Annotated in this window: 39 protein-coding genes; all 39 read left to right on the top strand. The window is 47.2% G+C overall.

Annotated features, from left to right (window positions below; all coding sequences use genetic code 11):
- Positions 1 to 619, top strand: a 619-nt coding sequence (locus MHH60_RS31485; protein ID WP_341161204.1) for a RecT family recombinase, incomplete at its 5' end; no start/stop codon positions are given.
- Complete coding sequence (locus MHH60_RS31480) at positions 619 to 1326, top strand: MBL fold metallo-hydrolase (protein WP_076138552.1); 708 nt, start codon at positions 619 to 621, stop codon at positions 1324 to 1326. The genes MHH60_RS31485 and MHH60_RS31480, both read left to right, overlap by 1 nt.
- Complete coding sequence (locus MHH60_RS31475; RefSeq protein WP_076138553.1) at positions 1323 to 1502, top strand: hypothetical protein; 180 nt, start codon at positions 1323 to 1325, stop codon at positions 1500 to 1502. Before MHH60_RS31480 ends, MHH60_RS31475 begins: the two co-directional genes overlap by 4 nt.
- A 27-nt stretch (positions 1503 to 1529) precedes the next feature.
- A complete protein-coding gene (locus MHH60_RS31470; protein WP_076138554.1) occupies positions 1530 to 2510 on the top strand; it encodes a hypothetical protein in 981 nt (326 codons plus the stop codon).
- A complete protein-coding gene (locus MHH60_RS31465; protein ID WP_076138555.1) occupies positions 2497 to 2841 on the top strand; it encodes a hypothetical protein in 345 nt (114 codons plus the stop codon). Before MHH60_RS31470 ends, MHH60_RS31465 begins: the two co-directional genes overlap by 14 nt.
- Positions 2834 to 4243, top strand: coding sequence for a replicative DNA helicase (dnaB, locus tag MHH60_RS31460; protein WP_179088960.1), 1410 nt, complete (start codon positions 2834 to 2836; stop codon positions 4241 to 4243). Before MHH60_RS31465 ends, dnaB begins: the two co-directional genes overlap by 8 nt.
- 9 nt (positions 4244 to 4252) lie before the next feature.
- Positions 4253 to 4543 carry a hypothetical protein gene (locus tag MHH60_RS31455; RefSeq protein ID WP_179088953.1) on the top strand — a complete coding sequence of 97 codons (291 nt, stop codon included), beginning with the start codon at positions 4253 to 4255 and terminating at the stop codon, positions 4541 to 4543.
- Positions 4488 to 4649 (top strand): DUF6906 family protein, encoded by a 162-nt coding sequence (locus MHH60_RS33380; protein WP_445667990.1) that lies wholly within the window; start codon positions 4488 to 4490, stop codon positions 4647 to 4649. Before MHH60_RS31455 ends, MHH60_RS33380 begins: the two co-directional genes overlap by 56 nt.
- Positions 4649 to 4852, top strand: a complete 204-nt coding sequence (locus MHH60_RS31450; protein ID WP_076138556.1) for a hypothetical protein — start codon at positions 4649 to 4651, stop codon at positions 4850 to 4852. Before MHH60_RS33380 ends, MHH60_RS31450 begins: the two co-directional genes overlap by 1 nt.
- Positions 4833 to 5027 (top strand): hypothetical protein, encoded by a 195-nt coding sequence (locus tag MHH60_RS31445; RefSeq protein WP_143766786.1) that lies wholly within the window; start codon positions 4833 to 4835, stop codon positions 5025 to 5027. The genes MHH60_RS31450 and MHH60_RS31445 overlap by 20 nt, the downstream gene beginning before the upstream one ends.
- Positions 4984 to 5397: a RusA family crossover junction endodeoxyribonuclease gene (locus MHH60_RS31440; protein WP_076138557.1), complete on the top strand. Its 414-nt coding sequence runs from the start codon at positions 4984 to 4986 to the stop codon at positions 5395 to 5397. The genes MHH60_RS31445 and MHH60_RS31440 overlap by 44 nt, the downstream gene beginning before the upstream one ends.
- Before the next feature lie 21 nt (positions 5398 to 5418).
- Positions 5419 to 6228, top strand: a complete 810-nt coding sequence (locus MHH60_RS31435; RefSeq protein WP_076138558.1) for a hypothetical protein — start codon at positions 5419 to 5421, stop codon at positions 6226 to 6228.
- Positions 6229 to 6261: 33 nt separating this feature from the next.
- The gene (locus tag MHH60_RS31430) at positions 6262 to 6459 is read left to right on the top strand and encodes an IDEAL domain-containing protein (protein ID WP_076138559.1); all 198 of its coding nucleotides are present in this window, start codon (positions 6262 to 6264) and stop codon (positions 6457 to 6459) included.
- A 136-nt stretch (positions 6460 to 6595) separates the two neighbouring features.
- Positions 6596 to 7723: a sigma-70 family RNA polymerase sigma factor gene (locus tag MHH60_RS31425; protein WP_076138560.1), complete on the top strand. Its 1128-nt coding sequence runs from the start codon at positions 6596 to 6598 to the stop codon at positions 7721 to 7723.
- A 3-nt stretch (positions 7724 to 7726) separates the two neighbouring features.
- Positions 7727 to 8503 (top strand): sigma-70 region 4 domain-containing protein, encoded by a 777-nt coding sequence (locus MHH60_RS31420; RefSeq protein WP_076138561.1) that lies wholly within the window; start codon positions 7727 to 7729, stop codon positions 8501 to 8503.
- A gap of 6 nt (positions 8504 to 8509) precedes the next feature.
- Positions 8510 to 8839 (top strand): LexA family protein, encoded by a 330-nt coding sequence (locus MHH60_RS31415; RefSeq protein WP_076138562.1) that lies wholly within the window; start codon positions 8510 to 8512, stop codon positions 8837 to 8839.
- 92 nt (positions 8840 to 8931) lie between these two features.
- Positions 8932 to 9432 carry a hypothetical protein gene (locus MHH60_RS31410; protein WP_076138563.1) on the top strand — a complete coding sequence of 167 codons (501 nt, stop codon included), beginning with the start codon at positions 8932 to 8934 and terminating at the stop codon, positions 9430 to 9432.
- 597 nt (positions 9433 to 10029) lie between these two features.
- Positions 10030 to 10386, top strand: coding sequence for a hypothetical protein (locus MHH60_RS31405; protein ID WP_341161203.1), 357 nt, complete (start codon positions 10030 to 10032; stop codon positions 10384 to 10386).
- Positions 10387 to 10852: 466 nt separating this feature from the next.
- On the top strand, positions 10853 to 11275 hold the full coding sequence (locus tag MHH60_RS31400) for a hypothetical protein (RefSeq protein WP_076138566.1): 423 nt from the start codon (positions 10853 to 10855) through the stop codon (positions 11273 to 11275).
- A gap of 191 nt (positions 11276 to 11466) precedes the next feature.
- Positions 11467 to 12771, top strand: coding sequence for a site-specific DNA-methyltransferase (locus tag MHH60_RS31395; RefSeq protein WP_076138567.1), 1305 nt, complete (start codon positions 11467 to 11469; stop codon positions 12769 to 12771).
- 136 nt (positions 12772 to 12907) lie between these two features.
- A complete protein-coding gene (locus MHH60_RS31390; RefSeq protein WP_042188687.1) occupies positions 12908 to 13117 on the top strand; it encodes a hypothetical protein in 210 nt (69 codons plus the stop codon).
- Between the two features lie 359 nt (positions 13118 to 13476).
- Positions 13477 to 14403 (top strand): phage terminase small subunit, encoded by a 927-nt coding sequence (gene terS / locus MHH60_RS31385; protein ID WP_326046244.1) that lies wholly within the window; start codon positions 13477 to 13479, stop codon positions 14401 to 14403.
- Complete coding sequence (locus tag MHH60_RS31380) at positions 14384 to 15700, top strand: PBSX family phage terminase large subunit (protein ID WP_076138570.1); 1317 nt, start codon at positions 14384 to 14386, stop codon at positions 15698 to 15700. Before terS ends, MHH60_RS31380 begins: the two co-directional genes overlap by 20 nt.
- A gap of 3 nt (positions 15701 to 15703) precedes the next feature.
- Entirely contained in the window at positions 15704 to 17182 is a 1479-nt protein-coding gene (locus MHH60_RS31375; RefSeq protein WP_076138571.1) for a phage portal protein, read from the top strand.
- The gene (locus MHH60_RS31370; RefSeq protein ID WP_076138572.1) at positions 17175 to 18005 is read left to right on the top strand and encodes a phage minor head protein; all 831 of its coding nucleotides are present in this window, start codon (positions 17175 to 17177) and stop codon (positions 18003 to 18005) included. Before MHH60_RS31375 ends, MHH60_RS31370 begins: the two co-directional genes overlap by 8 nt.
- Before the next feature lie 110 nt (positions 18006 to 18115).
- Positions 18116 to 18643, top strand: coding sequence for a hypothetical protein (locus MHH60_RS31365; RefSeq protein WP_076138573.1), 528 nt, complete (start codon positions 18116 to 18118; stop codon positions 18641 to 18643).
- Between the two features lie 228 nt (positions 18644 to 18871).
- Positions 18872 to 19348, top strand: coding sequence for a hypothetical protein (locus MHH60_RS31360; RefSeq protein WP_179088954.1), 477 nt, complete (start codon positions 18872 to 18874; stop codon positions 19346 to 19348).
- 279 nt (positions 19349 to 19627) lie between these two features.
- The gene (locus tag MHH60_RS31355; protein ID WP_179088955.1) at positions 19628 to 20176 is read left to right on the top strand and encodes a hypothetical protein; all 549 of its coding nucleotides are present in this window, start codon (positions 19628 to 19630) and stop codon (positions 20174 to 20176) included.
- Positions 20177 to 20386: 210 nt separating this feature from the next.
- Positions 20387 to 21613 carry an XkdF-like putative serine protease domain-containing protein gene (locus tag MHH60_RS31350; protein ID WP_076138576.1) on the top strand — a complete coding sequence of 409 codons (1227 nt, stop codon included), beginning with the start codon at positions 20387 to 20389 and terminating at the stop codon, positions 21611 to 21613.
- 20 nt (positions 21614 to 21633) lie between these two features.
- Positions 21634 to 22581, top strand: a complete 948-nt coding sequence (locus MHH60_RS31345; RefSeq protein ID WP_076138577.1) for a major capsid protein — start codon at positions 21634 to 21636, stop codon at positions 22579 to 22581.
- Entirely contained in the window at positions 22581 to 22886 is a 306-nt protein-coding gene (locus MHH60_RS31340; RefSeq protein WP_076138578.1) for a Rho termination factor N-terminal domain-containing protein, read from the top strand. Before MHH60_RS31345 ends, MHH60_RS31340 begins: the two co-directional genes overlap by 1 nt.
- Positions 22864 to 23250, top strand: coding sequence for a hypothetical protein (locus MHH60_RS31335; RefSeq protein ID WP_076138579.1), 387 nt, complete (start codon positions 22864 to 22866; stop codon positions 23248 to 23250). The genes MHH60_RS31340 and MHH60_RS31335 overlap by 23 nt, the downstream gene beginning before the upstream one ends.
- Entirely contained in the window at positions 23247 to 23573 is a 327-nt protein-coding gene (locus tag MHH60_RS31330) for a hypothetical protein (protein ID WP_076138580.1), read from the top strand. Before MHH60_RS31335 ends, MHH60_RS31330 begins: the two co-directional genes overlap by 4 nt.
- Positions 23560 to 24054, top strand: coding sequence for an HK97 gp10 family phage protein (locus tag MHH60_RS31325; protein ID WP_076138581.1), 495 nt, complete (start codon positions 23560 to 23562; stop codon positions 24052 to 24054). The genes MHH60_RS31330 and MHH60_RS31325 overlap by 14 nt, the downstream gene beginning before the upstream one ends.
- Positions 24051 to 24545, top strand: coding sequence for a hypothetical protein (locus MHH60_RS31320; RefSeq protein WP_076138582.1), 495 nt, complete (start codon positions 24051 to 24053; stop codon positions 24543 to 24545). Before MHH60_RS31325 ends, MHH60_RS31320 begins: the two co-directional genes overlap by 4 nt.
- The gene (locus MHH60_RS31315; protein ID WP_256715243.1) at positions 24542 to 24799 is read left to right on the top strand and encodes a hypothetical protein; all 258 of its coding nucleotides are present in this window, start codon (positions 24542 to 24544) and stop codon (positions 24797 to 24799) included. Before MHH60_RS31320 ends, MHH60_RS31315 begins: the two co-directional genes overlap by 4 nt.
- Positions 24780 to 26132 carry a phage tail sheath subtilisin-like domain-containing protein gene (locus MHH60_RS31310; RefSeq protein WP_076138583.1) on the top strand — a complete coding sequence of 451 codons (1353 nt, stop codon included), beginning with the start codon at positions 24780 to 24782 and terminating at the stop codon, positions 26130 to 26132. The genes MHH60_RS31315 and MHH60_RS31310 overlap by 20 nt, the downstream gene beginning before the upstream one ends.
- A gap of 3 nt (positions 26133 to 26135) precedes the next feature.
- Entirely contained in the window at positions 26136 to 26579 is a 444-nt protein-coding gene (locus MHH60_RS31305) for a phage tail tube protein (protein WP_060622117.1), read from the top strand.
- A gap of 63 nt (positions 26580 to 26642) precedes the next feature.
- Positions 26643 to 26933 (top strand): hypothetical protein (locus MHH60_RS31300; RefSeq protein ID WP_341161202.1); only part of this gene is annotated, 291 nt, incomplete at its 3' end.

The following is a 26933-nucleotide window of genomic DNA, read 5'->3' as shown; positions in this document are numbered from 1 at the left end:
CACTAAGAATGTAACAGGAGCTTCTGACATCGATGCCCAGATCATCTACCAAGATGATGAATTTGAATTTGAGATTGTTCGTAGTCGTAAGAAAATCACAAAGCATAAATCAGCGTTTAAAAACATCGATGATAACAAGATTATTGGAGCATATTGCACGATCTATTGGGAAGACGGTAATGAGTACACCGAGATTATGACCATGAGTGAGATTCGTCAATCATGGAAGAAGTCGAAGCAAGGACCCGACAAGGAGAACAGCACGCATAATGAATTCCCTGGTGAGATGGCAAAGCGTACTGTCATTAATCGAGCATGCAAGGCTTATATGAACACCTCCGATGATAGCAGCTTGATCATGAAACATTTCAAGGCACAGGATGAAATGATTGCTGAAGCTGAGGTGGAAGCAGAGATTGCAGAACATGCGAACGGAGAGATTATTGATATCACACCCGAAGCAGCAGCTGATAAAAAGGCTACTGAAGCTCCAAGAGCAGAGAAGTCAAAAACTCCTGAGACCAAACGACAACCGACTGGAAATAAGGCTCAAGCTGGTAATGATCCTAACAATTTTGCTGATGATGTTCCTCCTCTTGAACAAGAGATGCAGTTCTGATGATTGACATTCAATGTCTCGGCTCTAGCAGCGCCGGTAACGCCTATCACATATCTGACGGGCATACCGTGCTTCTGCTGGAAGCCGGTTTTCCTTATAAGTCGATACAACGGGCGCTTAATTTTAGAATGTCGGACATTGCCGGTTGCCTCATTACACACGAGCACCTGGACCATAGCAAGGCTGCTCCTGACATCATGAGAGCAGGCATCAACATTTATACCAGTCAAGGTACGGCAACTGCTAGAGGGTTGTCAGGACATCGCCTGAAGGTCATAAAGGCGTTGGAGCAGTTCACAATTGGTACTTGGACAATTCTACCGTTTGATATTCAGCACGATGTGGAGGAGCCGTTAGGCTTCCTGCTAGCCAATACAGAGGGAGATAAACTAGTCTTCCTGACTGATACCTACTATTGCCGGCATCGCTTCAAAGACCTTACTCACATCATGGTGGAGTGCAATTATTCCTTAGATATCGTTAACAAGCGGGTGGCTGCGGGTCACTTGCATCCTGCTCAAAAGAAACGGCTGCTTCGTTCTCACTTCGGATTGGAGAATGTGAAAGAATTCTTGAAAGCCAATGATACCCGTAATGTTGAGGAGATTTGGTTACTGCATCTATCTGACGGTAATAGTGACGCAGAGCGCTTTAAGAGAGAGATTCAGGAGACTACCGGAGCTCTTGTTAGGGTGGCAGATCGATGATCAACGATAAACCTATGATGCAGAGCATGATGGGAGAGCGGATCTGGAAGCTGATGAAGGTAGATCAAGAAGAGTTTAAGCGGGAAACTCGAGATTACTTCGTTCGAGCTTATCCAGGCTGGACGGTGAAGCGGGTGAAGTATCCGATTGTTTACCTCCAGGATGATAGAGATTGATATGAATGATTTATAGGGGATGATTGAATGCCCGAAGGCAGTTACCCGTTTCCGACATACTCAGGGCTTTTGCAGCCACAACATTACAAACAAATAGGCAGCGCGATATGGCTTTTCCTGTGGTGTATCAGCTCCACGACATCGGAGAAGGAAAGAGGGGGAACTGTCTGGGGTATCGTCCTCGGGAACAAGCCGATCCGCAGCAGTGAGTTGGAGGAAACTTTCGGAGTGACCGGAAGAACAATCCGCGATTGGATTAAAAGATTAGAGGAGCATGGTTACATACGAGTGACCCGCGCTCCATATGGACTTATTTTCAGTGTTCGGAACTCAAAAAAGTATCAAAATAGACCGGAAGTAAACTTCCACTCTGACGATGGAGATAGGAAAAAAACTTCCGATCTGGAGGATGGAGATAGGAAGAAAACTTCCGATCACCCGGAAGAAAACTTCCGATCTAATAAAGATATTATAAAGATTTTGATTGATAGATGGATTGATGGCTTGGAAGAAGATGATCAAAAAGAGTTGAGTTCAAAGTCCGGGGTACTTTCAACCGCTGTGGGTGCCGTCTCCACAGGCAAAATAGACTTTGATAAACCGACAGTCGAACAGCGTGTCCTTCAAATCGAGCAGTATTACTTGCAGCGTAACGGGCTACTTAGTCCCGTTCCTACCGATTGGGAACATGTTCGTGAGATTGCGAACGAGGCCATGCCGCTGGATCTCGTATACTTTTTTATCGACCTGGCAATAGCCCGAAAGAAAGCCAAACGGAGGAGACCTTCGGATAAGATCCGGACTTTCTCGTATTGCAAAACCGTGATTTATGGCTGCTGGGATGAATTGTCCTCATTTCTTGAGCGGTACCTAACTCCCCCTGCATCTTCACAGCAGGGAACAGTCGCCCTGGGAGCCTCAAGAGAGCGTCGAAAAAGCCAACGACAGCAAGAAATTGACGAGCTTGAACAGTTCATCGAGGAGGAGAAGAAGCGTGGAAGTGGTTGAAGTTGCTCAGCTTTACCGAGAGATCAAGAAGCATTTCCCGTTTTTTGATGCTTCTGTCGAAAAGGTGAAAGCAGATTATAAATATCTCAAAGATTTTCCGGTGGAAACAGCCCAAGAGAATATTGATCGCTATATTCTGACTGAAACGGTAGAGCCAAAGATTGCAAACATCCGTGGACGCCTGGGCGATTTGCAAGATAGCCAGCGCAGCAAGGAAGCTGCTGCAGAACATTTCGCCAATCTTGATGAATGGGTGTCTAGTCATAAACCACCACCTGAAGGTTATTGGGAAACAGTAATGCGGAAGCTTCGAGGTGAAACGAATGCTTGATCGTGAGGTTTTTTTAGTAGCAGCAGGGATTGAAATGCCAGTTGACCTTCAAGCCGAGCAAGCGGTACTAGGTGCGTCCTTGATAGACCAGTCGGCGTATGAAGCTTCGGCAGATATATTGCAAGGCGGGGAATTTAGCGACGAAGGACATGCACGGATATACAGAGCGATGCGTCGTCTCAGCGATGCGGAACAGCCTATTGATCTGATCAGCCTGACTTCACAATTGCAGGACAGCGAGGAAATCGACAAGGTTGGTGGGGTTAGTTACCTGTCGAAGTTGGCACATGCAGTGCCGACAACAGCGAACGCAACCTACTATGTTGAGCGAGTACAGGAGATGTTCCTTCGTCGTCAAGCGATTGATACGGCCCTAGATCTACTTCGCAATGCTGGGGAGGAGCAGGATGTTAAAGGGTTCGTTGCAATGGCTGAGACTGCTGTATCTAAACTCTCAGACCAGACGGTTCCAGTACGTGAGTTTATTGGGATCAAAGATGCATTGATGCAGGTCTGGGAAGAGGCAGAGCAGCGGTACAACGTCCGTGATATAAACCGCGGAATCACAGGGATTGAGTCTGGGTTTACTGATCTCGATAAGATGACTGCCGGATTCCAGAAAAACGACTTAATTATCGTAGCGGCACGGCCTTCGGTTGGTAAAACGGCTTTTGCACTGAACATTGCTCAAAATGTCGGAGTACGAGCGAAGGAGACCGTCGCTATCTTCAGTTTGGAGATGAGCGCCGCGCAGCTTGTACAAAGAATGATCTGTGCTGAAGCCCAGATCGATGCTAGTCGTATGCGAACAGGGAAGTTTGAAGGTGATGATTGGGAACGCATGGCGATGGCCGTTGGGCTATTGTCAGAGGCGGACATTCACATTGACGATACCCCTGGTATAACGGTGAATGAGATTCGTGCCAAGTGCCGGCGGTTGAAGAAAGAAGGCAAGCTGGGAATGATTGTGATCGATTATCTGCAGCTCATCCAGGGTAGAGGGCGCAGCGGTGCGAACCGGCAGGAAGAGGTATCACAGATTAGCCGAACCTTGAAGCAAATAGCCCGGGAACTTGAGGTGCCAGTTATCGCTTTATCCCAACTTAGCCGAGGTGTTGAGCAGCGGCAGGACAAGCGTCCAATGATGAGTGACCTTCGCGAATCGGGAGCAATTGAGCAGGATGCAGACATTGTAGCGTTCCTTTACCGTGACGACTATTACGACAAAGAAACCGAGAAAAAGAACATCATTGAAATCATTATTGCTAAACAACGGAACGGTCCCGTAGGCACTGTGGAACTGGTGTTCATGAAGAATTACAACAAATTTGTAAATTACGAACGAGCGCAGAATGAGCCAGCACCACGGAAAGACATTGAAAAGCGCCAATGGGCGCAGTAAGGAGCCGATATGGAAGAGCGATTTTACGGATTTTGCTTCCCAGAACCGGGCACCTGGCATACTCCTTCGGTGACACTGAACACTCCGGAGGAAGTCTATCGCTATACGCAACTCCATGGTAGAACCGGAATATTTCGAGAGATCCGTGTCACCGATTCTGATGATTTTATGGTGGTGCAGATGATTGACGGTAAATACACCTGGCCAGAAGAGTGGAAACAACTGAATAAGGGGGAAGCAAGCAATGAAACAGGGGAAACGACCGACCAGGAAGCAGAAAATAATGTTAGCAGGTCTTGAAAGGGTAGACCCGAAGAGCTGGCTTATAGAGCGCGACACGCCTGAAGAACTGATTTTAGTTAGTCGTAAGACAGGCAAACCGAAGACGATTAAAAAAGGTGTGTAATGAGCAGGCGGAATTATTGGCACGTTTATAACTGGCTGCGTCGGTATTATATCGAAACAGGCGTAATAGTGGAAAGAGTGGACCTTCTTGCAGAGTTTGCGGATCTGGATCCCGCGGATGTAGATGAAGGAATTGGAGAGTTTGAGCTTGCGATCGGCAAGCGGAAAAGGGAGGCGGTACTGGATGGCCAAAAGCACGCATAAGCCCATTGATCCATTCTTCCAGCAGCGGCATTCCTTTTCTATTTGGGATGACGGCGGCTGGCTGGCGGGGACAGTATATGTACTCGATCATGGAATGCTTCCACGCAAGCGGAGAAGGGGGCGTCGAAAGAATGATAGAGTTTACGGTTCTCGGGGAGCCAGTCGCACAAGGTAGACCTAAGTTTAGCACCGTAGGGGGCTTCCCGCGGGCGTATGACCCGGCCAAGTCCCGGGATTACAAAGATTATGTTCGGCTGGCGGCGCGCGAGTTTGCGCCGGCTGCTCTGCTGGAGGGCGCTCTGGGGATCGCAGTAATTGCCTATCGCTCAACTCCGAAGAGCTTTAGTAAGAAAAGGGCTGAGGCCGCAGAGCGCGGAGAGATCTTACCTATATCCAAGCCGGACGCTGACAACTACTTAAAGGGCGTTAAGGACGCGCTGAAGGGAATCATCTGGAAGGATGACAGCCAGGTCGTAGATGCATTTGTTAAGAAGCGGTACAGTTCAAAGCCGCGGATTGAGATCAAAATTAAGGAACTCCAATAAACCAGAGGGGACGGGATCGCAATGATTAAGGATTATGCGAAGTTTAGCGCAACAGTAGCAAAGGGGATTAAAGTCGGAGATACGGAGGTTGAAATTAAGCTGCTGCTTCCATTAAGAGTGATGCAGGAAAATTTTTTGTTCCTAAGCAGCAATCAAGGCGAAAAAATCAATGTATTCATGGGAGATCCGCAGGCCGCATTTGACTTTGACGAGGAGGATGGGGATATCTTCCGGGAAGTAACTGGACGCCGGGTTATCACCGATTCTTCCGGTGTTGTTGTGGACATTGGTAAGCGGGAAGAGAAAGACCCGAACCAGGGTACTCTATTTGGTCAGGAGGGCGAAGGAATCCCAACTGCTGAGGCTTCAGAGGTAGATGGTGCCTCTGTTACTCACCAGGAAGACGGAGAGCCTGATCCTGGTCATGCGAATGAAGAAGAGGACGATAGCATGGAGCCTGAGTGGCTGAACGGTGATGGAGACGAAAGTGGGTCGGAAAGTGAAGAAGATAGCGTTCCTTCCGGAGAGAACCTCACTGAAGCAACTCAGGACAAAAATCTTGGTTCCGAAGGCGATGACAATCTGGAAGAAGTGAGTAAGGAAGCGCTGGAAGCCTTCATTCTGACCAACCGCCCCGTTTATGATGACATCGAGATTGACGGCACGCCTATTCTGTTTCCCGAGCTGCTACAGGAGCGAATCGAACTGAAGAAGACCTGGAAGGAAATCGCTCAGGAGAAGGGGATCAGCCCATCTGTACTGTCAACTAAGTACGGTACCTACAAGAAGCGTGTTGAGAAAAAAATGAAGGATAGTAGAGGAGCAGCGTAAGCTGCTCCTTCTCTTACAAAGGAGGGGTTGCCGATGCGAACAGGCTTGAAAAAGATAAGTAAGGAGCACTACAAGTTCCTGCTCAGCATTCACGCCGATGTAGTGTTGGAGGCTGCTATTGAGAAGCGGCTGCGTCGGCTAATTGATCAAGCACTTGATCAGGGGGATGAGGCTGCTTTTCGGCTCTATGCAGCTGAACTGGCCAGGAAGATGGTGGCGGACAATCAATAATATTGACATGATCCCACACAGCCAAGGCTCAGGAGATCCGGGAGACGTGGGACAGCATGTCAACAATTACGATGGATGAAACAGAAGGTGCAGAGCTCAAATCAGTAGGGGGCTGAATTGAAAGGGGGCTTATCTGTTGGGGGCTTTGGCGATACAGGAAGCGGCGCTGCCATGTAAGGACAAAGAAGTCTATATTCAATCAGGGCTTCCGTGGGTTCACACATTAGCACGTAAATACAGTCCAAATAAGGATTGTCTGGAGGATCTAATCAGCGAAGGTACGATAGCACTCCTGGAGTCCTATGAACGTTATGTGCCACGTCAGGGCGTTATGGTATCCACCTTCGCTTACAAGGCAATCCGAGGGAGAATGTTCAATTATCTTCGAGATCAATCTGGCAACATCCGTCCACCCGATAAGGCGTTTCGCGTAGGGTATCGAATATTGAAGGGTGAATTGCAACATCTTTCTGAAGCTGAGATTGCTGAGGCATTAGAGATTAGCGTGCTGCAGGCAAGATTTGGCCTTCAAGCGATGCGGACTTTTCGACAAAAGTCCATGGACCAGATGTTTTCGGAGGGAACGGTTACGTTTCACGATATTCACGGTGTTGAAGATGATTTTTCATTGTTTTGGCTCCGTGAGTTCATAAATACCTTGCAGGATGAGGAAAAACAAATTTTCATCGATCTTATGAACCACGGACATAGAGTTATGACAAGGAAGCATAGTCTTCATTTAATCGAGGCTCATGAAAAGGTCAGAGAGATTAAATTAAAATTTAAATTATTCATGGGAATAGAAGAAAGCGAGGGGAGCTTCATGAGTACGTCTACTACCGCAAGTCCAGTGAAAACTAGGAAACTCAATATAGAAGAGGCCAAGCAGCACGGTGTCAAAACTGTATTAGACAGCGTGGAATGGTTTACCGATACTACCTCACCGATTACGCCAACCATCGGTGTCACTTCAACCGGCCTCAATTTAAACCCTGCAGCTTCAAAGCAACTTGATGTTGTCCTGAAGGAATTTGTTCAAGTAGGTTACAATGCTGAACTCAAGCGGCTGGTCATCCGTAAGGCGGAAACTGGCATCCGGTTGTCAAAGGGCTATGGAGATGTGAATGGAGCTGCTGCAGCTACCAGCAAGCGCCTGAGCGATTGGTTGAAAGGGAAGAATATTGAACGGAAAAGATATGTTTTGGAATATGACGATACGGCTGCTGTGCATTACATCCAAGTGGAAGTTGCTGAGGAGGCATGAAAATTGGGACGAGCTAAAAATTGGACACAGGAAGAACTCGAGTACCTTCAAGATCGCTGGGGAACATGTAGCTTGAAATCTATATCCCTTCGGCTTGGCCGTAGCATAGAAGCTATTAAGCTGAAGGCAGGGGGGATGGGGCTGAAGGATTCGCGTATGAGCTTTGACGGCATTACCGTGAATCAGCTGTCCCTGGCACTTGATAAATCCTATAACCAAATTGTTAGGTACTGGATTCCACAGTATGGATTCCCTGCAAGACGGAAGATATTTGCCAGTAGCGCCAGGGTATTGGTAATAGGATACGAGGATTTCTGGAAATGGGCGGAGCAGCACAAAGAATTGCTTAACTTGGCCAAAATGGAGCCGAATCTTCTTGGAGCTGAGCCGGCTTGGGCGAAGGTCAAGCGGAGAGCTGACAAGATGCGGTCCCAGAAGACATACCAAGCTGTGCACTGGACACCAGAGGAAGATCAACGGTTAGTGCAAGTTCTCCGAACCAAGGGAATGACCTATCCGGAAGTCGCCAAGTTGTTTGATCGTTCCGAGGCTGCGGTGAAACGCCGGTTGCATGACTTAGGCGTGAAGGTGCGTCCAGTCCGGTTGGAGAACCATATCAAATATACAAAAGAGGAAGTACAGACGCTACTTCGGATGGCCCAAGAGGGATACAGCTACGAAACGATTGCCTTAACGCTTCGGAAAAGCGCTCTGGGTGTTAGAGGTAAGCTTGAACGTATTGGGTTCGATTTTAAGCGACGTAAGCTTCGAGAGGGATGAAATAATATGATGAAAAAGCCCCTTACGAATCGCCAGGCAGAAACATTGGAGCTTATAAAGGGCTTCATTGATCAAAAGGGCTATGCTCCTTCAGTTTCTGAGGTGTCAGATCTCCTGAAGATAAAGTCCCGCTCTACTGCGCATTCATTAGTAAAGCAATTAGTTGACAAAGGGTACTTAGTGAAGAAGGATAACGAAGTTCGGACTTTACGAGTAGTTGAGCAGAATATTAGAGATTCGCTAGAGTCTCAGGAAGACTTAAGGGAGCAAAATTGGAGGTTACTGCTGGAAAATGTGGAGTTACGAAAGAAGCTTAAACAGTTTGAAAAATACTAAGACATACAAAGAACCCCATATCCTTGGCCGGGGCGGGGTCCTTCTACCAAACTATTCCTCTTGACATTATAGCATACAGGGGGAGTAGGGGAATGACGATGGCATGGGGGATTTTCAAACAAAGTGAACTCTTTCCAAAAGCATCTGAAGAGGAGATCCAACAAACAGAATTCTACCTCGAAAAATACAAGATGATGCGCTTATTTATGCAGGATTTTGAAGATCACGAAAAGGAAATGGCCCAGGTGGCCATTGATGGAGAAGCAGCTCGGAGGATTGATCAAGATGAGCTACACGCTGATAAAACTGCGAACGCCGTAATTCTGCAGGATAAGCAAAAATGGGTTTACTCGCAGTATAAGCTTTTCACGATGCTGATAGATCGGGCTCATAGTCAGGTCATTGATCCGGAGGCGAAGGAAGCAATTGATATTCGCTTCATCCAGGGATATTCAAGAAAGGAAACGATCATGTTTATGCGTAGAGGTGTGGCATCCAGTACCGTGGACCGTCGCATCGAAGCCGGTATTGAATCTATCGCATTCTCTTTAAAATTGACTGGATTCTATGATTATATAAAGAACGAATTTTGACGACATTCTGAGGACAATGCGGTGCATTTCGGTGTATTATGAACACCACTTGGCGAGTTTTCCCTGGTATATTGGTAATGTGGAAATCAGGCGAGAGTGACACGCACGGCCGCACATGCGGCGCTTAACCGGGGCGTACCTCCTCTCGCTTTTCCTATTTCGAATAGTGATCTACGATGAGCCCGCCGATCCATCCTATTGAAACTACAATAACTATACGGATCAATGCTTTCTTCATCACTTCTCGCAATGTTTTTGATTCCTCCCTCAGATTCTTTTTAACAGTATAATCCACTGATTGGCATGTGGATATGAAAGAGTTAGAGATTTTGAGGATTCGAGAGTCCGCGCATAAGGAATGGTCAGAAATCGTTTCTAGTCCTTTTGACTCTCGTTTAATGGGCTCAGTAAAATGGTCTTATCCTCCTTTGTAACAATGGAGATAAAGACTTTAAGCAAAGAGCGCAGCGCATTTGCTGCGGATGCGGAGCAAACGCCACTGATCTGGCCAGGATCCAAGCACGAATTAATTTTATACATAATCGAAGTCGCTCATTATTGGGCGGCTTTTTTTATTATGCAGAAAGGATGATCATGGTGGAGATATCTAGAGAACTTAAGGACCTAGAAATGACCTGTGAAGAGGTTGTGTCTGAAATTGCAGGACCCTATAGGCTCAACAAGAAGGAACAGCGCCTACTCGCTTATCTTCTGGATGATAGCAAGAGTAAGAATATTGGTGATATCTGCAAAGCGCTTAAGACAACAGCTCGGACACTGATAGGTAAGACGAAACCTGATCTAGAACGGAAGATTGATGCCGTTGGTTCTGAAGCATGGAAACGAGATCTGGAGGCGGCGCTTAAAAACAGCTCAGTATCCAAGCACGAATTCAGCCAGTGGATATATCTGTTCTCACGAAAGGAAGACGATCATGGCGAGAAAGAAGAATAGCATCCGGCCTCCACTAGTGAAAGAGCATCCGAATCAGCCGGCGAAGTGTGTGCGTTGTATGTGGGGTGAGTGGACAGGGACAAAGCAGTTTTGTTCCAGAGTGAAATGCCAGAAAGTAAAGCCTTCCTAAATATGGTATTGTTAATATTCAGGGGGTGTTGAAGATAGCTTCTCAAGTACTTATGAAGAAGGCACTTGGAATAATTAAGTCCAAAAACGTTCGTAAGAAATGCAAACACTGTCATTATTACAATGTTAATCGTATCTGCTCAAAGCACTTCATAAAAGTCAGACTGGATGAAACGTGTAACCAATTCAACACAGAAAAATTCAAAACACATATTGTTCGTGGTGGTGGAGTATCACCTAAGTAAATACAAGTGGTTGAACAGCTCAAAGGAATTTTTCTTTTAAAAGGAAGAATATCCCTAAACGTCGAAATATGATGTCGAAGGGAGGAATTCAAATGTACGCATTAAAATTAATACGTGATATAAAAAAATTCACTTTGGAGAATTATGACGTACTCAAAAAACCCATTTATGGTGATTATCCCGGACTAAAAGCAGTGGTATTTATGAGTAGAACTCTTTCTTCGCATGCAATTAACGGTGGAGCTGGAGATAGGGACTTGGATCAAACTATTGCGATCAAAGATGGGGAATGGATTAAAATGGAGTTCGAAGCAGAAATAAGCGGAATCGGAGCGCCATTCAAATTAACAAAAGAGCGTGAGGATGTACTTAGCGATGAAGATGTAGAGGCTTATTTGAATGCTTCTGATACCCCTATCGGAGAGGTAGTGCAATTTTTCAAAAAATATACAGAGTTAAGAAAACAATTTGAAAATAACATTCCGAAAATCGACGTCTTTTATGGAAAAATCTAAGAACACCTTCGGGTGTTTTTTTTATGCTCTTATGTGGCCTTCTGTGAGCCATTTTTAGGCTTTATATAGAGCAACGTGTGTTTGTGTGGTGATGTGCAGAAAAGAGAAGGGCGGGCAGGTTCTCTTCGTCTCCTGCTGAGTTTCCGCCTACCCAAAGATGGGAAACCAACTCAACTCAAAGGAGGGTCCTTATGGACATCAGAATCATACCAATTGACCAGCTTAATGCAGCCACCTATAACCCCCGTGTCGACCTTCAACCGGGAGATCCGGAGTATGAGAAGCTTCGCCACAGCCTGGACGAATTCGGATATGTTGACCCGATCGTATGGAATGAACAGACGGGGAATATGGTCGGTGGGCACCAACGATACAAGGTGCTGGTGAATGAGCAAGGCTGCACGGAGTTGGCCGTATCGGTAGTCAACTTGGACCCTGAGCGGGAGCGGCTGCTGAATCTGGCGCTGAATAAGGTGTCTGGTCGGTGGGATGATGAGGCCTTGGCGCAACTGTTGAGTGAGCTACAGGAAGGCGGGGCTGACCTGGGGTTGTCCGGTTTTGATCCGGAGGAGATAGAAGAGCTTATTACAGAGTTTGACGGCATGCCAGACACTGAGATTGATCTGCCGGTTGTTGAAGATAATTTTGACGTCCAGGGAGCTCTCGATCAGATCAAAGAGCCTGAAACACGCCGCGGTGATGTGTGGCAGCTCGGCCGGCATATCCTCATGTGTGGCGACTCTACGGATGCAGGTGATGTTGCCCGCCTAATGGATGGTGTGAGAGCGGCTCTGGTTGTGACGGACCCACCTTATAATGTAGCGGTGGAGAGCGATTCGGTTCGTCTGGCAGAAGCCGGCACCAGCTCAATAATGAACGACGATATGCCCGCAGAGGAGTTTGCGGGTTTTTTGCATGCTGTCTTTGAACAGTATGCTGTAGCCATGGAGTCTACTGCAGCAATCTATGTTTTCCACCCTTCATCCTATCAGCGTGAATTTGAGGACGCGATGAATGCCGCAGGGATTATAGTGCGCTGCCAGTGCGTTTGGGTCAAGAACGTGGCCACTTTCGGCTGGGCACAATACCGCTGGAAGCATGAGCCGGTCTTTTATGGTCATATGAAGGGCAAGGCCCCGGCATGGTACGGCGATCGTACTCAGACTACGGTCTGGCGGTCCGGTTTACCGGCAGAAGATCCTCTCCCAGAAACGGTTTGGGAGGTTTCAAAGGGGGATGTAACCAAGTATGTTCATCCTACACAGAAGCCGCTAGAGCTCCTAGCCATTCCGATCCGGAACAGCAGCCGGCGCGGAGATATTGTTGCTGACTTCTTTGGCGGCAGCGGCTCCACCATGATGACCTGTGAGCAGCTTGACCGCTCCTGCAGAACAATGGAGCTTGATCCAGTTTTTTGTGATGTGATCAAATTGCGCTACCAGGCCGCGACCGGCACAGAGCCGCTGCTCCTTCCTCGTGCTGATCCCGTTGCATAATTAAAAGGAGGACGCGTGAACGTCCTCCCCTTCACCCAGGGTATCCCCCGGCTGAGACAACGGCGCGCCACGCGTGGCATTTCCAGACATCCGCTGTCTCGCATTCCATCATAACGGAAAGTCGAGGGGTACGTAAATGGGAACACAAGATGAAATTTTATTGCAGCATGAGCTCGAAGTTATGGCCGGTATTCTGGAAAGCAAGGCGCAATACCGCAAAATTATTAAAGCCGGCATAGCCAAGTGGGTCAAGGACTTCCAGGACGGCCGGATTGAAATTAAGACGGTGGACGATCTGAAGAAGTTGATTGAGATAGATATTGAGCTTCAAAAGGATGAGCTGTAAGTTCATAGATGCGTTAGAAAAACTACTCTTCTTCCATATACTAGGTTTAGAGACTCAAAGATGGTCTCAAGTATAAGGAGGATTATGATCTATGCACAGAAGACAAGTATCATGTTTCTTAATTGCAGACCACGATAGAAAGATTTTCAACGTGATTGAGTCTGCCAATGGCCACGGATGGCTGCAAGATAGAATCGGTGAACAGCAAGCCAAAGGAAGGGACGTTAGGGGCTATCCCTCGACTAAACCTGCGAGTGAGGTCAGGGAAGACTATCAGAAGAGTTTCGGATACGAGTATTCGAAAGATACTGTCTTGTAGCCTTTGGCGAGAAAGCGTCAGATATCTATTGTTGGGGGTGGTGACATGTAGCATGGCCAGAGAACGCAGTCCCGAGCGGGACAAGGCAAAGCAAATGTGGCTTGAGAGCGGCGGAAAGATGAAGCTTAAGGACATCGCCGCCGCTCTTTCTGTTCCTGAGTCCAGAGTCCGAAAATGGAAGGCTGTGGACCGCTGGCAGGATGATTTGAATGGGAGCGTTGAGGATTCTTTCAAAGGGAGCGCTCCAAATGGAGCGAATGGGAGCGTGCCGAATTCAAGGGGAGCGCCCAAAGGGAACAAGAACGCTGTCGGTAATCGTGGGGGTGCTCCCCCAGGTAATCAGAATGCGAAGGGAAACAGCGGCGGGGGCGGTGGGCCGCCTGGTAATAAGAAGGCCGTCACCACCGGTGAGCATGAAACTATCTGGCTGGATACCCTGACCGAAACCGAGCAGCAGCTTATCGATCAGGTGGACACTGATCCGATCATCCAGGCGAATGAATCTCTGTACCTTCTGACGATCCGGGAGCGGCGTATGATGCAGCGGATCAAAGCTTTGATGGACGGGCTGACCGAAACTGAGCGCAACGTCTTTTATGAGTTGAAGGCTATCAAAGAAGTCGCTACTATCCATGATGAGAAGACTGGCATCACGAAGAAGATCCCTCATGGCCGTAATGAGATGATGGAATCCAAGATCGAGGAGAAGGGTTTCCGCAAGCTTGACGACATCGTGAAGCTAGAGGAAGCACTGACCCGGATTCAGGACAAGAAGATCCGGGCCATTGAGCTGAAGAACCGTCTGATGGACGAAGAGAAACGCGTCCGGATAGAGATGCTGAAACATGAACTGATGATCAAGCGTGGCGGCGCTGAGCCTGACAAAATCGAAGATGACGGTTTTATCGATGCGTTAAGGGGAAGAGCTGCGGAGGTGTGGGCTAAAAATGGCGAACCTGAAGCTTAAGCCCTCCACGTTTAAGTGGAAGCCTTTTTCCGATAAACAGGTGCAGGTATTGACGTGGTGGATGCCTGAAAGCCCTCATCATGATATGGATGCACTGATCTGTGATGGGTCAGTCCGCGCAGGCAAGACAGTGGCCATGTCATTTAGCTACATCGTGTGGGCGACCGAAACATTTCACAGTGAACAGTTCGGCATGGCAGGTAAGACAATCGGCGCGCTGCGCCGGAATGTGATTGGGCCGCTCAAACGAATGCTGGCCAGCCGTGGGTACCAGATACATGACAACAAGACGGAAAATGTCCTGACGATATCCAGAGGGCTGGTAAGCAATCAGTTTTTCCTCTTCGGGGGTAAGGATGAGCGTTCCCAAGAGTTGATTCAAGGTATTACGCTTGCAGGAATGTTTTTTGATGAAGTTGCTCTAATGCCAGAATCCTTTGTAGAACAGGCAACTCTCCGCTGTTCCGTCGACGGGGCTAAGATGTGGTTTAACTGTAACCCTGCCGGGCCGTATCACTGGTTCAAGCTTAAGTGGTTGGACAAACTGTTTGAAAAGCGTGCTGTGCATCTCCACTTTACAATGGACGATAATCTTTCACTGTCCGAGCGTGTCCGAGAGCGGTATCGCAGAGGGTATACCGGAATATTCTATGACCGTTTTATCTTGGGGTTATGGGTTATGGCCGAAGGTGTGATCTTCTCCAAGTTCAACGATGCTCTTCATAAAAAGCTACGTGACTGGTTCCCAGTAGAATTTGACCGTAAGTTCATATGCATTGACTATGGGGCAAATAATCCAACTACGTTCCTGAAATACGGAGTCCTGGGCAGCGTGTATTACGAATTGGATGAGTATTATCACGACATCAAGAAAAAGGGAGAGCGGACGAACGGCGAGTATGCGGATGATCTGCAGCAATTTATTGATGGTGATGAATATGCAATCTTTATTGACCCTTCTGCTAAAGCCTTCATTATTGAACTGAAGAGAAGAGGTATCAACCATATCAAGGCTGCTGTTAATGATGTACTGGATGGCATACAAACCGTGTCCAATCGGTTTCAGAACAACGAGCTGTATATCTGTGCTGACAACACCAACTCACTTAAAGAATTGGTGTCTTACGTATGGGACGAAAAAGCCGCTCAGCGTGGTGAAGATAAGCCAGTCAAACAAAATGACCATACCTGTGACGCCAGGCGTTACGGCATCCATACGGACTATCTGCTACAGCGTGTGAAGCAGCGTAAAAAAGAAAGAGAGGAGCGATCTGATCATGATGTGGGGTGGGTGTAAGGCATGAGTGGCGAGGCACAGTGGTTTCAAATGTCCAAAGCAGAGGACAGGCATATTCCATCGAGCGCACAGCTACCGGATAGCTTTGAAAACCTTTATGATCAGCACGGGTTACTTGCGTTTCCACCAGGCAATGATCCTACCTCCTGCAAACTGCTGGTTAAGAACAGTAACATTATTCCGCAGTGCATCGAGGCGTACAAGCGAAACATTGCTGGATACGGTATTGCTTTGGAGTATCTCCCTGGAGAGAGTGATCAGACCGCGCAGGAGGAGTGGAACAGGGCAGAAAAGTTTTTGGAGACGTGTAATCTGGAGGATACACCAGATGAGATTATCAGCTCATTGATTGAGGATATTGAAAGTAGCGGAAATGCAAATGTTGAGGTTGCTTGGCCTGCCGGTAGTGAGTTTCCGACACTCTACCGGATGAATCCCAAATATGTACGCTGCACTCGGGAAACTGATAAGGTGACAATCAAGAGGAAGCGACTTATCCGGTCATCGAAGAAGGTCGAAGAGTTCTCGCAGGATGTGTATGCCCGGAAGTACGCCATGAAGCGTGGACAGTCGGTGGTGTGGTTCCGACCATTTGGATCCGAGGGTCAAGGCAATCAGATTATTCCCCTGAAGCTAGGTAATGACGGTCCGTATGGGGAGCCGCGTTGGTTTGGGAATGCCCCGGGCGTGGTTGGAAGTCGAGAGGCAGAGGAACTGAACGTTTCTTATTTCAGTAATGGCCGCATGCTCTCCATGCTATTGACGGTCACGAATGGCCGGCTGACCAAGCAATCCATGGAACTGCTACGGAACGTCAAGGGAGCGCAGTCACAGGGCGGCATCTTGTACTTGGAAGCGATTGGGGAGGAGACCGGTGGGCCGCTGGATGAGAAAGTCGAGAAGGTGGCCATTAAGCTGGACAAGCTGAATGATTTGCTCCAGCAAGATGCTTTGTTCCTGGAATACGGAAAGGACAAGAAAGCCGATATCCTCTCAGCGTTCAGGCTCCCGCCGATTCTGGTGGGACAGAGCTCCGACTATAACCGTGCCACGGCACAGGCCGCGCTACGGTTTGCCGAGGAACAGGTTTTCGAACCCTACCGCAAGTGGATAATGGATGAGATCTTTAATAAGCGCTTATTCCCAGCTATGGGCATCTTTCGTGTACGTGCGACATTACGTGGACCTCGTATTATTGATCCAGAAGACCGGAAGGCATTGCTGGACTTCATCGCAGACCGCGGTATTATGCTGGTCAGAGATTTAATACCGATCGCTGAGGAAGTGCTGGATACCACTATTGATGAATCCAAGTACAGTGCAGAATACCTCGATACACCAATCGCCCAACTACTGAGTAGCCAACCAGCATTAACCGTGCCTGGTTCTGACACCGATGTAAACAATCTGCAGGAGCAGGTGTCCGTCATCGCCAAGCGTTTGCTGCGGCAGAGTCATGATGAGGTAGCTGGTCATGTGTAAGGAATGCTGGGAGCTCATCGCCAAAGCGGACGACACTGATTTTCTGGACAGCTTGGAACTGACCAATGCAGAGCGCGCGGTGCTGGAAGAACTCTACAAGCAAGGAGAGAATCGGATTGTTGAGATTCTTGAGCTTCAGGGGAAGGCGCTGCATGATGCGATTCTGGAACTCAGTGAGGAGCTGCTGCTTGATATCGGGGAGCTGGGCAAGGTTATACAGTCCGTACAGTCCGGTGATTTGTTCACTGTCCAGTTTGAACAGGCCGTGTATGATGCTTTCCAGCCGTTATATCATCTGGCAGGTGAAACAGAGCTGAATGCGCTCGATCCTGACAAAGTGTGGTCCGTTGAAGACAAGGCAGCTTCACGTTTTGCCAAGAAGCTTCAAAAGCTGGTGCCTGATATGAACGGGACCAGCAAGGATGTCATGACTCGTGCCTTTCAGAAAGCCATCGATGAGGGCAAGACGAACGGGGAAAGGGCAGTGCTTATACGAGATATCAGCGCCGCAGCAGCTAAAGGCGACGCTGGACCGTTTACCATGGAGCGTGCAGTTACAATAACCAGAACAATGAGTACCGCAGCAGCTAACGGTGGGAAAATGGAAGGTTGGAAACAGTCTGAGATGGTAACCGGGAAGAAATGGCGATCTGCAGGGGGAAACCGCACCCGGAAGACACACAAAAAAGCGAACAAACAGGTGCAGCCACTTGATAAGCCGTTTATTGTTGGAAAAAGCAAGTTGATGTTCCCCGGAGATCCCAGTGGGCGACCAGAGGAAATTATACAATGCCGCTGCACAATGCAATCTGTAATGGAATGAAAAAGGTGATCAACTGATCTTCTTCTTTTAGTTAATATGAATTACAAAAAAAATGGAGGGGATTATTTTGAATGAGGAACAGAAGGCTGAGTAAATAGAGTAATAGACTGATGATCATTAAGCTAACGTGCAGGATAACGGAACAATTTCTTGTACACATAAAACAATTCCAACTGGGGAAATTATGGGTAGGTGATGATATGAATAGAAAATTTATGTCCATACTGGTCCTTTCCATTGGTACTATACTATCCATTCAGTCAGCAAGTGCTGCTCCAGCGAATGGCGAAGCGTCTAAAGAAAAAGATTCGATTGAATGGGTCGCTTTATGGGGATTTCCTCAAACAAGAGAAGAACAACTGGAACGTATGTTAACAACAGAGTTGCAAAGAAGGACACTTCTAGCTCTACAAGAAAAAGGGTACTTGAAGACAGGAAAAGAATACGTTTACTGGTTTGACCCATTTCATGTAACGGATATGAGAGAAGTCGAAGGTGGTTTTATGGAATTAGATATATTGGCAACGGTCCAAAGAGTTATAGACAATAAAAGAGACAAGAAAATCAAGACGTTTACAATCACATTCAATCATTATTACGAATCAGGATTTATCGTGACTAAGGTAAGTGAATTATAACGAGACACATAGTTTGAGCTAACGGGGAACTATAGCTCAATAACACCAGGACGAAGCTGCCGACATGAATCGGTAGCTTCGTTGTGCTAACGGGCAGGATTGCTAAACAAGTCCGTCCGTTGATAAAGACACCATTCTTGGGAAACCCTACACGAATAAACGCATGCGGGGGTGCTAATGATGGTTCTGAAGAAACTGGTCTTAATTTTGTTCTTAACAACAATATCGTTGTTAAATCCTATGAAAGCTTTTGCAAATATTGGATTGGATCAATTAAAAAGTGCAACGGATTTTAAGCTGTTTACCCCACATTACTCCTTAACGAGTTGGAAACTTGAAATCAAGGAACCGTATCCTCTTGATACTGACCGACTAATTACGAAGGTTAGACTCCATTACTTCGATAAATCGGGAAGCGCGTATATGTTTGGGATTGAACAGCATAAAGCAATAGGATACAAAAGCAAGCGATTTGAAACAATAATCGATGTTCGTAGTAAAACAAGTGCGACCAGAGTTATAGAAGAGAATTTTAAATTTGATACGAGTGGTGAGATTGTTAAATTGAACGGAATTGAAGCGAGGTTTGATTATGGAACACTAGGGGGATGTTTGCGGTGGGTGCAAGATGGTACTTATATTGAGATGGATAGTAGCCAATTGTCCAAGAAGGATATGATTGAGGTAGCCAAATCAGTAAAATGAATGGTAACTTTAGTTCAATAAACCAACAGTAGTCTAGGACTTTATTTTTTAGTTTAAGGCAACTGTTAGTTTTTATATTGGAACCCTCAAAACGAGTTCTTTTGGAATTCGCTAGTAAGCAGTATGAGTCTACTGCGATGTATCTACGTACTGCAAATGACAATGGAAAGTGATTAAACTATGGGCAGAATAATTCAATCATTTATGCGGAAAATAACCCAAACATTTATAGGGCGATTCTGTTCAATGTTACGGAGAGGCGTTTTGATTTTTTTAATCTTGTTAAGCGGCATTAATGTAATGAGTATAGCCACAGCATCCACCAGTTCAGGGATCACATTAGTAGACGCTTTCCAGATCGGTCTTACAGAAGCAAGAAAATGGGATGCTCAGGCGAATCTAATCTCAATCACGAGTGTTGGTGACACAGGCTCAACACCGCCATCTACTCTTGGTAATGATGGCAAAAGAGAAGTTTGGAATTTGCTCTTTGGAAATGGTCAAAGAAATCAAATTTTAATCATTAACATAAAAAAAGGTAAGATTGCGATTATGCGAACTGTACAAGAAGACATTCAAGATTTTGAAATTATTCCACAAAGTGATCTCATACTTGACTCACCTAATATGGTGCAGATTGCGATTAAAAACGATGTCAAACCAGGGGAAGGATGGGCTAAAGGATATCATTTCAACGTTATAAAAGACCATCAAGCCTTGTTTTTTGGAGTGATTGGGCAGAACAAGTGCGGTATGATGACAAAACTGTACATGGACAAGATAGGGAAGGTTCTGGGTTCCGAAACGAAAAATGAAGGTCTGAAATAACTTTTCCTCCATGAACTCATTGAACTAACGGGGAACGTTAGTTCAATGAAACAGCGACAGTCTAGGACATTATCTTCTCGTCCTTTGCTGTCGCTGTTTCAATTTCTAGGTCAGTCTATTATTTAACGAATTTTGGCGCCATTACAATTCAGAATCTGCAAGGAGTCTTTTAATTTAGCTTTTTTTATTGAAAGGAGGTGAGAACAGAATATGAGTTACAAACTGAAAGACGCTAAAATCACACATATCTCCCTGGTAGACAAGGGAGCGAATGGCGTTCCGTTTGCCATCATCAAGTCTGCAGGGAAGAACGCCATCCAGAAACAGGTGCAAATCGCTAAGATTGATGATGACAAGCGGATTGTGAAAGGCGTGGTGTATCAGCCGGATGTAGCAGACGCACATGACGATCAAATGGATGAAGTCGAGATCGAGAAGGCAGCTCATCTCTTCATGGAGAAGCAGCACACCTACAACATCGACAAGCAGCATGATCTCGAAGTTGATAAGGGGTTTGTAATTGAGTCTTACATTGCTCCTTGCGACATGACGCTCGGTGAGCAGCAGATCGTGAAGGGCTCTTGGGTGGCAGCTGTGAAAGTGACGGATGAAGATACCTGGGAATCCATTAAGAAAGGCGAGATCACCGGATTTTCGATGTGGGGTGTGGGTAAGCGGGAAGAGATTGAGGAGGAAGAGGAGGTATCCAAGGGAATCTTGAACAGGATAGCCAAAGCGCTGGGCCTGATTGAGAAGGGAGCCGTCGCAGACAAATATCATAAGAATCGGAAGAACCGAGAATTTTGGGCGGCACAGGATGCCCTCAACTCGGTTCTTTTTAATTGGGACAGCTGGCAGAGTGGTCTGGAGACTGACCCAGAGACCATCCGGGAGGCGCTACAGGATTTTGTAGATATTGCTGAGGAAGTGCTGACCAAGGAGGATATTGTGAAAGCCATCGGTACCCCGCTTGAGCAGATTGCCAAGGCTGGGAAGAAAATTTCCGCAGGTAACTTGAAACATGTGGATGATGCGATCGCCGCATTGACCGAACTTAAAAATAAAACAGCTCCCGTAGAAGAGGAGCCCGAGGGGGAAGACGATTTGAAAGCTGAAGATATTGCCAAGGCTGTAACGGCCGCAATGGCTCCGATCGCAAAGCAGGTGGAAAGCCTGACATCAGAGATTGCGGAGCTTAAGAAAGATGAGGGCGTTGAAGGTGACCAACATACAGGCACTGCTGCTCCGGCTACTAATTCAGAAGAGACTGCAATCAATGACGCAATTGCCAAGGCTCTTGCGCCATTGAGCAAGCAGATGCAGACGCTGGCAGCAGATGTGCAACTGGTAAAGAACAGTCGTGGTGCTTCCGCACAAAGTGATGAGGAAGAAATCAGCAAATCAGAGAGCGCCGTTAGTTTCGGACGCTTCCTGTAATCGAAGGAGGAATGTAAAACATGAGAACAAACGGTAACATCGCCAGAACTAGTATTCAGAAATCCACTATTGTGACCACAATGGATCAAAACGCTTTGAATTATGAAGAGGTAGAAGCTTTCACCGATATGGCGTATGAGGCTAACGGTTTTCTAAAAGGGATTCGTCATGAGAATCGGAAGAGCTCCAAAGGGACCATCGATAAAGTCGGAGTACGAGGCCGGAATATGCGTAGTAAAAAAGAGAATATTATGGCTTCCAACACGCCTGGTCTGACCTTTCCGCAGATCCCTTATTCAGTTGAGCCTGTAATTATTCCATTTGATATTACCGAAGAATTTATTCGCCAGACTCAGCGGGTACGCGGTCAAAATGCCGAAGAAATTATCATGCGGGCTATGGCAAACAACTATGGTGAAAATATGCAGGATATCGGCTTTAATGGTGATACTGCTACCCTGGACACCGATCCAGACTATGAATTTTTGAAAATTAATGACGGTTGGTTGAAGAAGGCTCGTAACACTGGTCATTACTTGGACTGGGCAACCCTTTCAGCAGCTGAGAAGAAGGGAATATTGTTTGAGGTAGAACGGGCGATTCCAACCCGATACAGAGCCGGCGGCGTGTTCAAATATTTCATGCATCCCAACACCTTCAGCGAACGTCTACAGATGCTGGCCGAGAAAGACACTAGCGCATCAATTCAGCTACAGATCATGGGCGGCGTGAAGAAGATAAACGCCTATGATGTCGAAGAAGTCTGGAGTATGCCAGAAGGTGCGATCCTCTTTACGTATCAGCCTAACTTTGCAATGGTTCACACCTACGATATGCAGATCCGGAAGACGACTGAGGGCAAAGAGGCAATTTGGACGGATAAGCGTTTCTATGCGATTCACTCCGATTTCGATGCTATCTTCGAAGAGCCGCAGGCACTGGCTTACGTGGAAGGGGTGGAATTCTAATGCCATACGTAACCTATCGGGGCAATAACACCTCCCTGCGCCTACACAGTATCCGGTTTGAACCAGCTAAGCCAGTGCTAGTGGAAGATGAGACGGCACTGAAGCATTTACTTGAGCACCCTGATTTTGAGGTCAAAAAGGAAAAGATCATTCCACTGGAGGATTTGTATCTACCACAACTGAAGGACAAGGCGAAGAAAGCAGGCGTTGAAGGCTTCGCGGATATGAAGAAGCCCGAGCTCATCGCTGAATTGAAGGCGCTGGAAGGCGGCGGTGTACCGGATGCTGGTAGCGACACTCCTTAAGAAACGTAGCCGTGTCAGTGCTGTACAAGAGGCAACTGACGATCAGCTTGAGCAGTACATTGATGATGCAATGACACGAATCGAACTGTATCTGCCCGTCCCGTTCCCGGAGGTGGCGGACAAGCAACTCATGTTGGCCTGGGTAAAGCTTGCGGAGTCACTCGCTCTGCAGGACAGCGAGGAATACCTGGCTTCAGTCGCCCGTGGATACTCAGCGGAGAGTGATGGAGCTTGGACATACACCCGACAGGCAGTTGAGGGTAAGACCACGGGTAATGCTGATGTGGACTCTATCCTCTTCCTGTGGGTCAAGAAGCAGCAGTCTGGGCCGGATGATGGGAATATCACGGCCTATTTGCTATGAATCACCGTATGAATACCCTGCTGGAGGTATACCGGGTCGGACGGCAGAAGGATGCGGACGATCTGTTCAGCGATCGTAAATCCGGAAAAGTCGCAGATTTAAAATGTTTTGTTGTTAAGACCCAGACCGATGCCAAGGCAGAATCAACTCCCGTCATATACATTGTCAAAAAGACAATTGGTGTACCGAAGAATGCAGACGTCCGAATTAGCGACGAAGTGTTACTGTTCGGACGTAAGTATCTGGTGATAGACTCTAATCCACGCCGTTATTGGCGTGAGTTATTGGTGACATGCGAGGTGAAAGGTAGTGAGCGTGCATGATTTTGACGGACTCGCTAAGAAATTCAAGAAGCTGAGCGATGAAGGTATTAACCAGATCCTTAAGAACATTGCTGAGGCTGTGGGTGAAACCCTTTTGAACCTGGTCATCGATGAGATTGATAAACAGGATCTGATTGACACTGGATTGATGTGGAACTCTTTTACTCGAGGAGCAGACAGTAACGTCTGGGAATGGGATGTTGATCGCAATTCTATTACTATTGAAGTTGGTTCCAACCTTCCTTATGCGCGCCACCTCAATGATGGATACACCATCCGTAAAGCACATTATGTTCCTGGATTCTGGAAGGCAAATGGTCAGTTTGTATATGATCCGGCTGCAAAGACAGGGTTTATGGCTCGACCGCGTTCCTTTATCGGTCGTCATTATTTTGATATCGCTGTGAAGGAACTGGAAGGTGGTATGAACGCATTGATTACGAAGCGGTTGGAGAAAGAGCTGGGGAGGATGCTGTCATGATGGATGTGGGATTGAAAGCCTGGGCTGATATTGTGAAGCGGGTGTACCCTGACTTGCCGATCCTGCGGGAAAAGTCGAAATGGTTGGCAGGTCAATTTGATCGTCCTAGCGTTTTTATTGAAACAGACCTTGTGTCTGATAAGACGCATACACCCCAATCGAATCGGATCATCGAGGATGTGGGCCTAGTCTTTCATTACGATATCGAACGTATCGGGGATGAGGACAAAGGAGAACCGATCCCTTTAGATTTATCTCCTTTCTTTCTCTTCCTTCGCCAGCGGCGGTTCTGTGTGGTTTCAGAGCGCTTTGGGGTGATGCTTGTCGTTGAGACACCGCGCACGCGGCCTATGAATGACCAAATGGAAGTTACATTTCGGTATTCATACCTGCTGCATGTTCCTAAGCTGCTTGTAAATAGTGATGGTAGTCCAGTATCTAAGATTAATGATTTTTATTCTGATTACGAAGGGGAGGAACATCAGGCATGAGCAGCAACAAGCGATTGCAGCGTCTGTTACCGTCAGGCTCGCCAGCGGTACCGGACGATGTAAACAAGAGAAGTAAGCAGGAATGGATTGAGAGCGCAGTGGCTTTGAAGCGGGAACGCTTTGAGATCGCTGGCGCTCTTTTTGATTGTCCGGATGATGCCCTGTTGTCACAGCAGGAAGTCATTCAGAAAGTGGAGGCCTATTTGGGTCTCACAACAAAGGAGGAAACAGTAAATGTCGATACAACGGAGTAGATCCGGCGCTTATGTGGAGCTGCAGGCGGTAGCCGAGTCCCGCGTCCTGTCGGTATCCGGTCGGGTGTTGGTGCCGTACCAAGCGGAGTGGGGCCTGCCGAACAAAGCCGTGGATATGGCGGATCAGTCAGAACGGTTCAAGGAGAGCGGTCTGCAGGTTGATGAGCTGGAACTGGCAGCGGAGAATGGGGCGACCGTTGTCGGGTACCGCGTTACCAATGGCAATGAGGTGGAAGCTTCCGTTGCAGTGGCCAGCAGCTACACAATTGAGGCCCGTTATCCCGGAACGCGGGGGAACGATTTCGAATATATGATTCGGGCGAGCTTGGTGGACGCCGCGAAGAAAGAGATCTTGATCCGGGACGTGAAAGGAATTTATGATACCGAGACCTTCCTGGTAGCTGATAAAGCAGAGGCAGTGGAGACGCTGAAAAAGTCTAATATGGTGCGGTTTAAAAGTACCGGATCAACAGCGTGGGCTGATGTGGCTTATACCAAGCTGGATGGTGGCGTTACCGGCACTGCTACAATCACCGCCGCTAATTGGAGCAGCATTTTCAATCGAGTAGATGGCCTGGTGTTTGATGTTGTGTCTCTGCCTTCCTCGGACGCAGCGGTACAAGCTGCTGCTAAGCAATGGCTGCTAGATCGGCGTAGCAAGGCTCGCAAGTTAGCGCAGTTGGTCATTGCAGGAGCACCGGGATCTGATGATGACATTGAAGTTCATAACACGCGTAGCCGCGCTGCTAATGCTCGTTTTATCATCAATTGCTCTTTGGCTGGCGAACATTCCAACGGAAAGACTTATACTTCCCTGCAGTGGGGAGCATGGGTAGCTGGTTTAGCCGCTGGAACACCTGCTAATAAATCCTTTACGGGTGTTAAGGTACCAATGACTGAAGCGCTAGTAGATTGGAGCCATAGTGAGGTTTTGAAGGGTTTGGCTGAAGGTACCCTGATGGCTACACGGGATGGTTACGACTATATTATTGAGTCCGCAGTGAACACATTGACCACGCTTGGTGCAGGGGAGCGGGAGGACTTCGGCAAGATTCGAGTTTCCATGACGATTGACCAAATCCTGAATGACATCTACGCTGCTGGCAAAGCAAACAAGGCTAAGCTGGATAATGACAAGGATGGTCGGGGTATGTTTATCGCAGCAGTCGTTAGTTATCTGAAGACTCGTGCTGAACAAAAGGCGATTGGCTCAGAATTTACATTTACCGAGCATCCAACAAAGAAAAGTGACATGGATTATGCTTACTTCTCTCTGTCGGCCAAACCGCTCGATGCGATTGAAATCTTCAATATTGATTGGGAGGTGGCGTAATAGATGGAACGCGAACTTATTGGCCGTAATTTATCCGTGCAGGATGACAATGGCGACTCGATTCAGACCATTAAAGAAGTAGAGGTTATTCTGAAACCAGAGACATTGGATATTATCCGTGCGAGGAAGATGTCTAAGACGAAACAGATTGTCGGGTATGAGATCACTGTAAAGCTGGTTATGTCAAAACTGGAGTCCTCTCTTCGTTACAGGCTCTTGGCTGATTTCAAGGCAGGTAAGACGATGTTCCTAGACCGGATCACAGGCTCTCTTGAGGACATGCAGACTGGCAATGTAGAACGGGTGATGATCAGCGGTGTGCATATTCATGATGAAATGGATTTGCTGGTTGCCAAGATTGACGACAACAATGGCATCGATATCACGCTTTCTGGTACGGCGAATGATTTTGATTTTATTGAACAGTTCCCGGATTATATGGCATAGGGACGGGTAACCGTCTCTTTTTCTTTATTTCATATCAATAAAAAAATTGGAGGAAGAATCACTATGAGCGATAAATTAGAAAAATACCTATCCAAAGGTAAATCAGGTCGTAAAGACGATACCATTACTGTGCCGGCAGACGGGGAAGAATGGTCTGTGCGCCGCCTGACCACTATTGAGGTACGCCGAGCATATGAGTTGGCCTATGAGGAAAATGGTGATCCGAAAGATTCCTATAACGAGATCGACGTCATGATCGTTAAGGCAACCGAACATGAATTTGATTGGAACAATAAAGATTTACTACTCGCCTTCAATTGCACCAGTAAATATGAGCTGCCACCGCGTATTCTA

The sequence above is a fragment of the Paenibacillus sp. FSL H7-0716 genome, assembly GCF_038002705.1.
GTDB classification, from domain to species: domain Bacteria; phylum Bacillota; class Bacilli; order Paenibacillales; family Paenibacillaceae; genus Paenibacillus_AQ; species Paenibacillus_AQ odorifer.
This window is presented reverse-complemented; position numbering and strand designations above follow the sequence as displayed.